Below are 12,976 nucleotides of genomic sequence, written 5' to 3'. Positions count from 1 at the left end.
CAGGAATTCTCTCGGACTATCGTTCGGGTTGGTGCTCTCGACGCCGAGCCCGCCGCGCATGAGCGACGGCTGTGACGCCAGGCCAGATCACGGTCATCTGTGACGCCCTCAGCTTAACGGAGGAAGGGACCCCGTCGAGCGCTGGCCTGGTATTGGTCCACCACTGCGCCGAAGAGCCGCAGCCCGACGCCCAGGCAGCGCTCGTCCACATGGAGGTCCCCCTGGTGGAGGTCCTGGGGCTCGCGCTCCCCATCCCAGCAGCCCAGGCGCGCCATGGAACCCGGGACGTGCTCGAGGTACCAGGAGAAATCCTCCCCGCCGGAGGACTGCGGCGCCTGCACCACCGCGCCGGGGTCGATGCTGCGGACGGCGTCGGCGAGGATGGCCGTCGCCACATCATCGTTTTGCACGGGGGGCACGCCGCGGGTGTAGATGACCTCGCCGCGGCAGCCCGTCGGCGCGAGGATCTGCTGGACAAGCTCCTCAATGAGCGGCTGGACCGTGCGCCACACGCGAATGTCTGCGGTGCGAAGGGTGCCGGAAACCTCCCCAGTCTTGGGGATCGCGTTCGACGCATAGCCGGCGTTGATCGTCCCGAACACCATGACGGTGCCCGTCCGCGGATCCACCCGGCGCGAGAGCAGCCCCGGCAACTCCGTGACCAGCGAGCCCAGCGCATAGACGACATCCGCGGTGAGGTGCGGCCGCGAGCTGTGCCCGCCCGGCCCATGCACCTTCACGGTGACAATGTCCGTGGCCGAGGTAATCGCCCCGACGCGCACCCCCACCTTCCCGACCTTGAGCTTCGGCTCGACGTGGACCGCGTAGATCGCGTCGACATTCTCCAGGGCACCGAAGCCGATGACCTGGGGCGCCCCGCCGTCCATGACTTCCTCCGCCGGCTGGAAGATGATCCGCACCCCGGTCTCCAGCTCCTCGGCGTGCTCCGCGAGGGCGCAGGCCAGGCCCAGGCAGAGGGTGGTGTGGACGTCGTGCCCACAGGCGTGCATGACCCCAGTGTTCTCGGAGGCGAAGTCCAGGCCCGTCACCTCGGTGATGGGCAGGGCGTCGATGTCCCCGCGGAAGGCAAGCCGCGGGCCCTCCGTGGGGCCGATATCGACGCGCACGCCGGTCCCCGGGAAGCGCTCCGGGTGAAGGCCGTGCGCCTCGAGGACCTCGACGATGAAGTCCGTCGTCCGATATTCCATGTTGGAGAGCTCGGGGTGAGCGTGGAAGTGCCGGCGCCACTGCACCACGGTGTCCCAGTTGCGGTCCACCCACTCTTCCACTGCGGCTGCGATGCCCATGTGCGCCCGTACCCCTTCAACTACCTCGCGAGTTCGTTTTTCTTCCCACGAGTGTAGTTCCTCAGCGCTTCTTCTCCACCCCCGCGGAGTTCTCACGCGAGGACGGGATCGCGCGCCGGGCCTCCGGCTCCCCGTCATAGCGCTCCATCCAGGCGGCGAATTCCTCGTGCGCCGTGATGCTCATCCCTGGCCAGTGGAAGTCCAGGGGCTGTTCAGGCCCAATATCCGGGCAGAGCTTCTCCACGGGGCTCGCTCCCGCCGGAAGCAGGAGGAAAGGAAGGACGCCGAGACCGCGGGCGATCTGGTAAATCGTCGCGAGGTTCGGGTTCGACGGGCCCCTCCCGTTATTGTCGTTGCGCTCGAGATTCGAAATCTGGTTGCGCGACAAATGCGAGAGGTCAGCGAGCTCTTCCTGGCTGAGCCCACGCAGTTTGCGGAGGTAGCGGATGTTTTCGCCCAGTCTGCGGCCGTAGCTTTGCCATCTCACACCCGTGTCGTCGAAGGTCACCCCTCCAGGCTGTGGCCCCCACCCACAGCCGTCCGCCAAACACGTTGGGCAAAAGGCTCGATGAGAGCCTACAGGTCGATGTTCCGCGGGCCGTAGAGGCGATCACCCGCGTCGCCCAGACCAGGCACGATGTACGCATCCTCGTTGAGTTCGGGGTCGATGCACGTCGTCACCAGGCGCACCGGGAGCCCGGAGTTCTCGAGGGCGTCGACGCCCGGCTGCGCGCTAATCATGCACACCGCCGTGATGTCCGTGGCGCCGCGCGAAGCGAGCAGCTGGAGGGCGTTGAGCAGGGAGCCGCCCGTCGCAAGCATGGGGTCCACGATGAACACGGGCTGGCCGGTGAGGTCCGGCGGGAGCGCCTCAAGGTAGGGCACCGGCTGGTGGGTCTCTTCGTCCCGGGCGAGGCCGATGAAGCCCACCTGGGCGTCCGGGATCATCGAGAGCGCGGGCTCAATCATGCTCAGACCAGCGCGGATAATGGGCACGATGATCGGCGGATTCTCCAGCCGGGTGCCCTGCGCGATGCCCACCGGAGTCTTCGTGTCGAAGTTCTCGACGGGCAGGTTGCGCGAAGCCTCATAGACGAGCATGGTGCCCAGGTCCGCTGCGGCGGCCCGGAACGCGCTGTTGTCGCTGCGGGCATCGCGCAGGATGGTGAGCCGGGCAAGGGCGAGGGGATGGTCGACGATGGTGATCTCCATGCTGCTTATCCTACGTCTCCCGCCCCGGAAGGGAATCCGGAGGGAACGGGCTGGCGCGCCGGCCGGTCTAAGCACGCATGAGCATCGTGAATGAGTATCTGAACATCAGCACCGAGCACGCCGCCCGCCTGGCCCGGGACCTCCACCACCAGGCCTCCCTCCCCGCCACGCTGGCTCACCCACCCGAATGGCCATCCGGGCCGGGCATCGCGGCCTTCAGCGAGGCGGCGCAGGCGGCCGTCGACTCCGCCGAGCGCCGCGCGGACACCCTCCACCGCGTCGCGCGAACCCTCGCTGAGCTCTCCGCCCAGGCCATCGGCGTGATCGACGAGACCGACCGCTCCACCGGCCGCCAGTTCGGAGGACTCTGATGATTCCGCTCGTACCCGTCGTGGCGGGGATCGCTTCCCTCGCCCCCTCCCTCATGTCGCTGCCGGTGTGGCGGAACCTGCCTCGCCTCGACGCCGCCCTTCCCCTCGCCCGGTCCCTTGGGGCCGACGCCCACCCCCTCCTCCGCGCGGCCCGTCGCCTCGGGGAGGACCGCGGACTGCTTGATCGGCTCCTCCGCGAGGGGGCGGCTGCTCTCGACCGCGCCCGGGCGGACCTCACGGGGATTGCGCAGAGCTTCCTTCGGGTTGCCGCCCAGACCGCCCCGCAGCTCCTCAACCCTCTTCCCGGCGCGGCGCCGGCCGCCTGGGCCCGGCTGCTCCACGCCGGCCAGGCCCACCTCCGCGCAGCAGAGCAGCGCGTTCACCAGCTCGAACGGGAGCTCGCCACCACGGTCAGCTCCCTTCACCGCCTGGCGAGCGAGCCGGATCATCCAGCGGGGCTCCCCCACCCGCGGGCCATGCTCGCCGGGCATGATCCCCACGCCGGGAACTTGTCCTCCGGCTCGAGCAGCGAGGGCGGGAGCGCGGCGGGCCAGGCGGCCGTCGACGCCGCTCGCAGCGCAATGGGCACCCCCTATCGGTGGGGCGGGACGGGCCAGGGCGGCTTCGATTGCAGCGGCCTCACCCAGTGGGCGTGGCGGCAGGCCGGGGTGGAGATTCCGCGTACCGCGGAGGCCCAGACCGTGGGCCGCCAGGTGAGCGCCGGCGAGCTCGCCCCCGGGGACCTGCTCGTGTGGGATGGGCACGTCGCCATGTACGCCGGGGGCGGGCAGATCATCGAGGCGGGCGATCCGGTCCAGATGAACCCGCTGCGCACCACGAATCTGGGGATGCCTTTCAAGGGCTATTTCCGGCCGACGGGCTAGGCCAGGGCCCATGCTTTCCGCGCGAGCGCGTGGCCCTCCGGGCAGCGGGGAGAGGGTCGGCTAAAATCGGCGGCCATGAGCGAGAAGGCCACCATCATTCCGATTTCTCTGTCCCTCACCGAGGGGGATTTTTATACCCTGTGGGTCCCCACCTGGCGCGAGCACGGCGCGGAGTGGACCGCCTTCCTCGGCGATGAGGACGACGTGTTCGTGTTCGAAAGCCCGGCTAAGCTCCTTGCCTTCCTGGAATCCGGCGCCTCGCACGATCTCCAATCCCATCGCCAGTGGGAGGCCTTCGCACAGAAGGACGCCACCCGCGTGGTCCCGAACACGGATGGGCAGCTCGACATCATCGGCGCCCCGGCTCTTCTGGCTGACCGCCCCACCTACACCACGGTGAAGGAAGTGTCGCGGATCTTCCGCGTCACGCGGGCCCTCGGCACGGTGAGCGGCGCCGACCACGTCAGCGTCTTCTTTGCCTCCCACTCGGTGCTGGGCAATGTTGACCGCGGGTCCGAGCATTTCTCGGGCAACGCCGGCCTCGGCGAGTGGTCCGCGATCGGCCGCGCGGTTCTTGACAACTGGCGCACCGTCGTCGAGGATCTCGACGCCCACGTGAAGGTCGTCGACGTGGATGAGGATGCCGCGGCCGCGGCGGAGAAGAGCATCACGGCGGCGGAGAGCGCGGCGGCCACGGCCCGTGAGGCCGAGGAAGCGCAGAAGAAGCAGGATGAGGCCAACGCAGATCCCTATGATTCCTCCCCGTGGGCGGCGGCGGGGATCGACCCCGTGCGGATCGCCCTCGACGGCCGTACCCTCTACACCCTGCGCACCTACCTCGATGGCTCGCCGGTCTTCCTCGGCCGCTACGGGGAGATCTTCACGTTTACTAACTCCAAGAGCCTGGTGCGCTGGATCGCGGATCACGACACGCACGACCTCGCGAAGCTCTCCACCTGGGAGGACATCCTCACCCTCGCCCGCGCCGGCGAGCTCCAGCTCACCGTCCACAAGGACAACTCCTACTCCTTCACCGGGCTCGCCAAGGACATCGAGGCCGGCCCCGAGCACGTGGACTCCCAGCAGCTCGGCCAGGCCTATGAGCTCATGGCCGACGCCGCCGACTGGGCCCAGGATGACTCCCTCAACTCCTACTTCCTCAGCAACCCGCGGATGCAGGACTACATCTCCTACATGGTGGGCTCGACGGGCACCTCGGGCTACGTCCCCTCGGCGCCCTACACCGACCACGCCGAGGGCTGGAAGGAAATGGAGAACATGCTGACGAAGCGATTCTCCAAGTCCTAAGCGCGCCCCGGCGCGGGCGCCCCGGCGCCTCGAGCCTAGATATCCAGGGTGAGCGAGAGCCCTCCCCCATTGGCCCCCGACGGCGACCCGCCGCTCGGGGGCTTCGGCGTCCCCGCGGCGGATCCGGCGGCCTCCTCGTGCTCGTGGGTCTCCTCGTCCTCGGCCTCCTGCTCCTCCGGGTCCGCGAGCTCCGCGTAGGCCGGAAGAATGACCTGGTTGAACAGGGTGGAGCGCTCGGGGAGGCTGAGGAAGGAGGCGTCGAGCGCGTCGGAGGTGATCTCCAGGAGCTCCTCGGGGCCGTAGCCATAGGAGTCCACGAGGTCCTTGAGCTCGCGGAGCAGGCGATTCCCCGGGCTGAGCGGAACGCTCGCCATGCCCACGTCGCGAAGCAGCGGCAGCGGGTGATCGGCGAGGTCCTCCTCCGTGGCGGCGAGGAGCACCGGCACCCGCCGGTCGCGCACCCAGGCCGAACGCCCACCGAGGGTGATGCCGTCCTCGTCGACGCCGAAGTCATCGCAGATCTCCACCCCGCACTCCACGCGCTGGACGGCGCCGTGGGGGAGGTCGTCGAGCCGCCCGCTCACGGGCAGCCAGTGCTCGGCGCAGAGGTCGAGCACGCCGTCGTCCGGGGCGTCGTCGAGGGCGAAGCCCAGGAGCCGGGGGCCGTGGAGGGAGAGCGCCTGGCGGGCGTCGTCGAGAGTGTGGCCGCGGAGGACATAGCGGACATCGATGTCCTCGTACTCGGGGAGCTCCGTGGCGCCGGCGGAGAGGCTCAGTTCGGCGTAGACGACGCCGATGCGGCGCAGGGTCGCGACGAGGGAGTCGGAGTGCGGCAGGCCCACGACGACCTTGGGCAACGCCGCGATAACACCCTCATCCGGGTGCTTAAACCGAGGATTAGTACCGATGGTCGGGATGTCAGTCATGCCCATAGATTAAACCCCTGTACCATCACGGCATCATGACACACCACTCCTGGCCGCGCCGCGCGGCCATCATCCCCTTCTGCCTCGCGCTCGGCGCGCCGCTCGCGTGCCCGCCGCAGGCCCACGGCCAGGACGAGCCCGACCTCCCGCCGGCCTCCCGCGCGGAGGCCCCGGACACCTCCTCCTGCCCCAACCAACTCGTGCCCCCGAAGGCGCGGACGACCTCCGAGACGCCGCAGCCGGGCTCGACGCCGCCTCCTCCCCTGCCGGTCTCGCCAGCACCCGACGGCCTGGGCTGCGGTGTGAGCGCGCCGCGCGGCTTCACGGTGCCGGAGTCCGTCCTGGCCTCGGGATGGCTGGTCGCGGACCTCGACACGGGGGAGGTCATCGCGGCAAAGGACCCGCACGGGCGCTATCGGCCGGCGAGCATCATCAAGGTGTTGCTCGCCCGCGTGGCGCTGGAGCACCTGGACCTCGACACCGTCGTCACCGCGAGCGACGAGGCCGCCGGGATGGAGGGAAGCGCCGTCGGGATCGGGCCGGGCGGGAAGTACACCGTGCGCTCCCTGCTCGAGGGACTGCTCATGGCCAGCGGCAATGATGCGGCGACGGCACTCGCGGAGCAGCTGGGCGGAGAGAAGGAGACACTGCGCCTGGTCAACGAGCTCGCGCAGCGCGATGGGGCGAGGGACACCCGCGTCATGAACTACACCGGCCTCGATCGCGCGGGGCAGAGCTCCTCGGCCTTCGACCTCGCCCGTTTCTACCGCGCGGCCTGGAAGAACCCGGTCTTTGCGGAGATCGTCCGCACGGACCACGTGGACTTCCCCGGCTGGGGCGAGAACGAGGGATTCGAGGTGTGGAATGACAACCACCTGCTCCTCAACGACCCCACCGGCATCGGCGGCAAGACCGGCTACACGGACGACGCCAACCACACCTTCGTGGGCGCCACGGACAGGGATGGCCGGCGGCTCGTCGCCGTCCTCCTCGACACCACCGTGGACCGCGGCCGCGCCTGGGAGCAGGCCCGCGATCTCCTCGACGAGGCCTACCAGGTCCCCGCGGGTCGCGGCGTCGCCTCCCTCGACGCCGCCGAGGACGCCTCCGCGGACGGCCAGGACGGCACCCCCACCGAGATGGCCCCCATGCCCTCCCCCAACTCCCACTCCGCATCCCAGACAGCAGTGAGCCCCCTCCACCTTGGGCTTGGTGTGGGGGCTGCGATCATCGCTCTCGCTGCGATCGCGGTGCTTGTGTGGCGGCTCGGCCGCCCGCGCCTGGCCCCGGGTCCGCGGACGACGTGGCGGCAGCGGCGATCCGGCCGCACCGGGCGATCCGGGCGTTCCGGCCGCACCGGCCGCACCGGCCGCGCCCGGCGCTAAGGCCCCGCTCAGGCCCCGAGGGCGGGCGCCGGGGAGAACGCGGCCGGGTGGGCGTCGAGACCCTACCGGCGGCGCAGGAGGCTGGTGACGCCGGCGGCGAGGAGGCCGAGGCCGGCGCCGATGCCGAGCATCGTGCCGCTTCCCGGGCCCTGGCTGATGTCATTGCGCACGCGAATGACCGCGGGCTCCGGGACGGGCAGCGTGGTGAGCTGCAGGGATTCCTCGGTGGTGGCGGCCCAAGCGGAGCAGTAGAGCACGATCCGCCAGACGAGGTAGAGGACAACCATGAGGCCGATGATCGGGCCGAAGGCCGCGCCCGCAGGGTTCGATAGCGCGTTGGAGAAGAAGAGAGAACCCAGCTGCTTGACGACCTCGAAGCCGAGCGCGCCCAGCATCGCCGCCTTCACCCCGGAGCGCGGCGGCACCTTCGTGCGCGGCAGGTACATGATCATCCACAGCATGACGAGGAAGTTCGCGAGGAGACCGAGGAGAATAGCGACGAGCGCCGCGATGACCCCGATCCCCGGCACGTCGTGGAGGCCGATCATCTCGATGAAGCGCATCGTGAGGCCGGAGGATCCCACGGCCGTGATGCCGAACGCGATGACGAAGGAGAGCAGCAGCCCCACGAGACCCAGGAGGTCGAGGAGCTTCTTCACCACGAAGTTGCCGTCGGTGGGGTCGAGCCGCCACATCTTCGACACGCCATAGCGCAGGTTGTTCATCCAGCCGAGCCCGGACCATAGGGTGGTGAGGATACCGAGGCCAGCCACCGCCCCGCGCTGCGCGATGGCGGTCTCCACGATCTGGTTGAGCATCTCGGACATGTCGCCCTCGACGGAGCTCGTGATGTATTCCTGCACCTTATCGAGCTGCTCCGGGTGCGCGGCCAGCACGAAACCGAGGCCGGCGAATACCAACATGAGGATGGGGAAGATCGCCAGCACGGAGAAGTACGTAATGCCCGCGGAGTATTGGTTCCCGCCGTGGGTGGAGTAGCGCTCCTGCATGAGCATGATGTGGTCGAACCATCCCCACTTCATGCGGAGTTTGTCGACGAACCCCGGCTCATCCTGGTTCACCCGCTCGATGCCGTACTCATCCGTGTACCGCTCGTCGGACTTCGTGCTTGCAGCCACGCGCCCTCTCTTTCCCTGAGAAATTGATAAAGCCTCCCCTACCTTACGAAAAAGGAGCGGCTTATGCACCTTTCATCGGTCGGTGGGGAGGGGCGTGTGGTGAGGGCTCGACGGGCAAACCCGGCGCGCGTCGTCTTAGCGCCGGCGCAGGAAGCCGAGGCCCTCGTAAACCTGGGCGAGGACCGGCTCGGCGATCGCCGCCGCCCGCTCCGCGCCCTGCGCGAGGATGGCCTCCAGCTGCGCGCGGTCCGACATGTACTCGTTGTAGCGGGCGCGCAGCGGCTCGGTGAAGGCCTCGAGGGCGTCCGCGGTGTCTTTCTTCAGCGCGCCATAGCCCTGGCCCTCGTAGCTGGCGACGAGATCGTCGACGCTCGTCCCGGTGAGGGCGGACTGGATGACGAGGAGGTTGGACACGCCGGGTTTCTTCTCCCGGTCGAAGGCGACCACGCCGTCGTTGTCCGTCACGGCGGAGCGGATGCGCTTGGCGGAGACCTTCGGGTCGTCGAGAAGGTTGACGATGCCCTTGGGGTTGGCCCCGGACTTGGACATCTTGGCCGTGGGCTCCTGGAGGTCGTAGATCTTGGCCGCACCCTCGGGGATGAAGCCCTCGGGGAGGACGAAGGTCTTCCCAAAGCGGTTGTTGAAGCGCTCGGCCAGGTTGCGGGTGAGCTCAAGGTGCTGGCGCTGGTCCTCGCCCACCGGCACGTACTGGGGGCGGTAGAGGAGGATGTCCGCCGCCATGAGCATGGGGTAGGTGAAGAGGCCCGCGGAGGTGCGGTCCGCGCCTCGCTTGGCGGACTTGTCCTTGAACTGGGTCATGCGGGAGGCCTCGCCGAAGCCGGTGAGGCAGGTCATCACCCAGCCGAGCTCGGCGTGGGCCGGCACGTGGGACTGGACGAACAGAGTGGACTTCTCCGGGTCAATGCCCAGGGCCAGCAGCTGCGCGGCGCCGGCGATGGTGCGGGCGCGCAGCTCCTTGGGGTCCTGGTCCACGGTGATCGCGTGGAGGTCCGGGATAAAGTAAAAAGCCTCGTAGTCATCCTGGAGATCAATCCACTGCTTCAGCGCACCCAGGTAGTTTCCCAGGTGGTAGGAGTCTGCGGTGGGTTGGATCCCCGAGAGGACACGGGGCTTCGACTTGCCGGAGGCACTCTGTACGTCACTCATGGTCTCCAGAGTGTAGTCAGCGGGCGCTGAGAACTCTCGGCCGGGTCTCCCCCGAGACCATGAGTGTGGGGCGAATTACTCGCCGGGCTCCTTGTAAGTCTTGGAGTAAATATCAAGGAGCCGAGCGATGGCGACGACGACCAGCCCGCCGCCCACGGCCACCACGAGCGCGGACAGAATGCCATTGATGGTGTGACCCGCGGTGACCAGCCACCACATACCAAGAACCGCGATGACGATCCCCACGATCGCTTCAATTGCCATACGCATGGGAATTAAGCCCCTTTGATGTGAAAAATTACTGACAGATCCGCAACAATTTTATCATTAGCCCCCGGAAGAGAGGGAATCTGGCGAGGCATGAGGGCGTGGCCTAGTCCCCCGCCTCATCGCACCCCTTGCTCCGGCGCGGGGTGAGCTTCCCCTTGGCCTGACTCATACCTCGACGAAGCAACCGATAGGACAGCCGAATACGAGGATCAACGGGCTGGTCCGCACCGCGATACTCGAAGATGGGCAGGGACTTTTGGTAGTACATCGCGAGGCAGCGGGCGATGAGCGCGAAGAAGAGCGCCACGACCATGGTGATACTCTCCGGTACCCCCACCGCGAGCAGCACCATGTACACCGCCGTCGTCGCCACCGCGATGGAGGCATAGAGCTCCTGGGAGAACACCAGCGGCACGCGGTCGGACATGAGGTCGCGGAGCACCCCGCCGAACACCCCGGTGATGACGGAGGCCACCGCCGCGATGATGAAGCCATAGCCGGCGTCGAGAGCCACCCGCGTGCCGAGCACGGAAAAGGCGGCGAGGCCCACGGCGTCGAGCAAGAGGAAGAGCACGCGGAAATGGTGCATGAGGAAGGAGAAGGACATCGTGAGCGCCGCGGCCACCATGACGATGACCAGGTAGTGCGGGTGCTCCACCCAGGTGAGCGGGTAGGTGTCCAGCACCATGTCGCGGACGGATCCGCCACCCAGCGCCGTGAGGACCGCGATGGCCATGACCCCGAAGACGTCCATCTTCTGGCGCCCCGCGGAGAGCGCGCCCGTCACCCCCTCCGCGGTGATGCCGATGATGTAAAAGACGGTCAAAAGAATGGGCATAAGAAGCGAGACTGCGTCGAGGTGAAGGAAAACGGAGCGGACAACTTAGCGGTAGCGGATGCTCAGCGGGGCGTGGTCGGACCAGCGTTGCTCTACCGTCGGGGCCTTTCCGATGTGGAAGGACTCGGCGCGGTCGAGCATGGAGCGGGTCGCCGCCTGGTAGTCGATGCGCCACCCGGCGTCATTATTGAACGCCTGCCCCCGGTACGTCCACCAGGTGTATGGCCCCGGCCCCTCGGGGCTGAGCCGGCGCTGGACGTCGAACCACTCGGGAGCTTCCGCGACGGCGCGCGCCACGTCGCTGCGGTAGTCCACGGCCCCCGCGTACTCGCCGACGCCCGCCTCGACCTGGGATGCCTCGTCCGGGAAGGAGCCGAAGACGGAGTCCATGAAGCGGCGCTCGTCGGGCAGGAAGCCGGACTTCGTGCGGTTGCCGGACCAGTTCTTGAGGTCTTCCTTGCGGTGGCAGATGTTCCAGTCCCCGCCGATCACCATGTCGGGGAACTCGCGGGCGCGCTCGCGGAGAAGCTCAGTGAATTCGTCGAGGAAGTGGTACTTCTCGTCCTGCTTCGGCGTCCCGGCCGACCCACTGGGCAGGTAGAGGCTCGCGACCCGGATGCCGTCGACCGTGCCCTCAATCCACCGGCCAGCGTCCTCGAAGGAGCCGAAACCGATCTGTACGTCGTCGAGGGGGCGACGACTCAGGATCCCCACCCCAGCGCGCCCCTTGGCGGCAGCTGGTGCGCCGACGTAGTGCCAGCCCGCCTCGAGCGCCGGCGCGAGGGCCGCCTGGGTTTGCTCGAGCGTCGCGCGGACTTCTTGCAGCAGGACAACGTCGGACCCTGAGTCCTTCAGCCAGGCGAGCATGCCGGGGTTGGCCGCATTGCGCTCCTTGACGGCGGCGCGGATGCCGTTGACGTTGACGGTAGTGATCTGGACAGCCATGGGACTCACTCTATCGGGCGGCCTGGACACGGCGGAGACGGTAGGCCCCCACCCATACGAGGATGGCGATGAGCGCGAGGCTCGCCCCCGCCAGGGCCGGCGCCGAGTAGCTATACCCGGCGGAGATCACCGCGCCGCCGATCGCCGCGCCCGAGGCGTTGGCCAGATTGAGGGCCGACTGGTTGAGCGACGCAGCCAGAGTCTGCGCCCGTCCTGCCACCTCCATCAGGCGGATCTGCAGGCTGGGGATGAGGCAGGATCCGAACATCCCCACGAGGCCAAAGTTGATGGTGCCAAGGATCGGCATCGTGCTGAGCGTGTAGAAGCTGAGCAACACGACGGCGATCATAATGAAGGAGAAGAGGATGCCCCCCTCCAGGTTACGATCCGCTACCCGGCCACCCAGCCAGTTCCCCACCACGGAACCCACACCGTAGATCGTGAGGACGAGGGGCATGAGGCACGGATCGAGCCCGGCGCGCTCGGTCATCGTCCAGGAGATGTAGGTGTAGACAGCAAACATGCCACCGAAACCGACTGTGCCCATGATGACAGTCAGCCATACCTGCGGCTTCGCGAGAGCTCCCAGCTCGGTGCGCGGGTCAGTGGCCGCCATCTCCGTCATGTGCGGCATGAGGAACCACAGTGCCGCGATCGTCACGAGACCGATGAGCGTCACCAGGCCATAAGCCGCCTGCCACCCAGCGATTTGGCCGATCCCTTGGGCGATGGGCACACCAATGACCAGCGAGACCGAGAGTCCCATTCCGACAAAGGCGAGTGCCCGGCCGCGCTCCCTCTTGGGTGCCATCGACGCTGCCGAGAGCCCAGCCACCGAGAAGTACGCACCGTGAGGGAAACCTGCGATGAACCGGGAAACCAACAGGAGTTCATAGTTCGACGCGAGAATGGTGAGCGCGTTGCCCACTGTAAACGCCGCCATGAACAGCAGGAGAAGACGGCGGCGGGGAAGCTTTCCGGTGAACGCTGCGATGACGGGAGCCCCGACCACCACACCAAGGGCGTAGGCAGAAATGATCCGTCCGGCCGTCTCCTCGGTGATCTGGTAGTCCTGCGCGATAAGGTTGAGCAACCCCATCGAGACGAACTCCGTCGTGCCAATCCCGAAACCCCCGACAGCCAGCGCCAGCATCACGAGGATACGACGACGCCGGCTAATAACAGTCTGCACAGGGATGGGACGACGCTGCATGCGAACAATTG

14 protein-coding genes are annotated in these 12,976 nt (G+C 67.8%); 4 read left to right on the top strand and 10 right to left on the bottom strand.

The window, feature by feature from the left end; genetic code table 11:
- Positions 1-113: 113 nt before the first annotated feature.
- From L1O03_RS02315 to upp, 3 genes are all read right to left on the bottom strand, one after another.
- Complete coding sequence (locus L1O03_RS02315; protein WP_236117792.1) at positions 114-1,307, bottom strand: M20 family metallopeptidase; 1,194 nt, start codon at positions 1,305-1,307, stop codon at positions 114-116.
- A 61-nt stretch (positions 1,308-1,368) separates the two neighbouring features.
- Positions 1,369-1,794: a helix-turn-helix domain-containing protein gene (locus L1O03_RS02310; protein ID WP_236117791.1), complete on the bottom strand. Its 426-nt coding sequence runs from the start codon at positions 1,792-1,794 to the stop codon at positions 1,369-1,371.
- A gap of 89 nt (positions 1,795-1,883) precedes the next feature.
- Entirely contained in the window at positions 1,884-2,519 is a 636-nt protein-coding gene (upp, locus tag L1O03_RS02305) for a uracil phosphoribosyltransferase (RefSeq protein ID WP_236117790.1), read from the bottom strand.
- A 77-nt stretch (positions 2,520-2,596) separates the two neighbouring features.
- Here upp and L1O03_RS02300 point away from each other — a divergent pair, with 77 nt between their 5' ends.
- From L1O03_RS02300 to L1O03_RS02290, 3 genes are all read left to right on the top strand, one after another.
- A complete protein-coding gene (locus L1O03_RS02300) occupies positions 2,597-2,890 on the top strand; it encodes a hypothetical protein (protein WP_236117789.1) in 294 nt (97 codons plus the stop codon).
- On the top strand, positions 2,890-3,774 hold the full coding sequence (locus L1O03_RS02295; RefSeq protein WP_236117788.1) for a C40 family peptidase: 885 nt from the start codon (positions 2,890-2,892) through the stop codon (positions 3,772-3,774). The genes L1O03_RS02300 and L1O03_RS02295 overlap by 1 nt, the downstream gene beginning before the upstream one ends.
- A 75-nt stretch (positions 3,775-3,849) precedes the next feature.
- Positions 3,850-5,082: a hypothetical protein gene (locus L1O03_RS02290; protein ID WP_236117787.1), complete on the top strand. Its 1,233-nt coding sequence runs from the start codon at positions 3,850-3,852 to the stop codon at positions 5,080-5,082.
- A gap of 35 nt (positions 5,083-5,117) precedes the next feature.
- Here L1O03_RS02290 and L1O03_RS02285 read toward each other — a convergent pair whose 3' ends face one another.
- Positions 5,118-6,008: an amidohydrolase family protein gene (locus L1O03_RS02285; protein ID WP_236117786.1), complete on the bottom strand. Its 891-nt coding sequence runs from the start codon at positions 6,006-6,008 to the stop codon at positions 5,118-5,120.
- Positions 6,009-6,043: 35 nt separating this feature from the next.
- Here L1O03_RS02285 and L1O03_RS02280 point away from each other — a divergent pair, with 35 nt between their 5' ends.
- Entirely contained in the window at positions 6,044-7,393 is a 1,350-nt protein-coding gene (locus tag L1O03_RS02280; RefSeq protein ID WP_236117785.1) for a D-alanyl-D-alanine carboxypeptidase family protein, read from the top strand.
- 62 nt (positions 7,394-7,455) lie between these two features.
- Here L1O03_RS02280 and L1O03_RS02275 read toward each other — a convergent pair whose 3' ends face one another.
- The 6 genes from L1O03_RS02275 to L1O03_RS02250 form a co-directional block, all read right to left on the bottom strand.
- Positions 7,456-8,532: a YhjD/YihY/BrkB family envelope integrity protein gene (locus L1O03_RS02275; protein WP_236117784.1), complete on the bottom strand. Its 1,077-nt coding sequence runs from the start codon at positions 8,530-8,532 to the stop codon at positions 7,456-7,458.
- A 135-nt stretch (positions 8,533-8,667) separates the two neighbouring features.
- Positions 8,668-9,699, bottom strand: coding sequence for a tryptophan--tRNA ligase (gene trpS / locus L1O03_RS02270; RefSeq protein WP_236117783.1), 1,032 nt, complete (start codon positions 9,697-9,699; stop codon positions 8,668-8,670).
- A 75-nt stretch (positions 9,700-9,774) separates the two neighbouring features.
- Complete coding sequence (locus L1O03_RS02265) at positions 9,775-9,969, bottom strand: hypothetical protein (protein WP_236117782.1); 195 nt, start codon at positions 9,967-9,969, stop codon at positions 9,775-9,777.
- A gap of 103 nt (positions 9,970-10,072) precedes the next feature.
- Entirely contained in the window at positions 10,073-10,807 is a 735-nt protein-coding gene (locus L1O03_RS02260; protein ID WP_236117781.1) for a trimeric intracellular cation channel family protein, read from the bottom strand.
- 45 nt (positions 10,808-10,852) lie between these two features.
- On the bottom strand, positions 10,853-11,752 hold the full coding sequence (locus tag L1O03_RS02255; RefSeq protein WP_236117780.1) for an exodeoxyribonuclease III: 900 nt from the start codon (positions 11,750-11,752) through the stop codon (positions 10,853-10,855).
- 10 nt (positions 11,753-11,762) lie between these two features.
- A complete protein-coding gene (locus L1O03_RS02250; RefSeq protein ID WP_236118046.1) occupies positions 11,763-12,965 on the bottom strand; it encodes an MFS transporter in 1,203 nt (400 codons plus the stop codon).
- Positions 12,966-12,976: the final 11 nt, after the last annotated feature.

It is taken from the genome of Corynebacterium uropygiale, assembly GCF_021568315.1.
Taxonomy (GTDB): Bacteria; Actinomycetota; Actinomycetes; order Mycobacteriales; family Mycobacteriaceae; genus Corynebacterium; species Corynebacterium uropygiale.
Note: the sequence above shows the minus strand (reverse complement) of the source record. Positions and strands in the feature narration are given on the sequence as shown.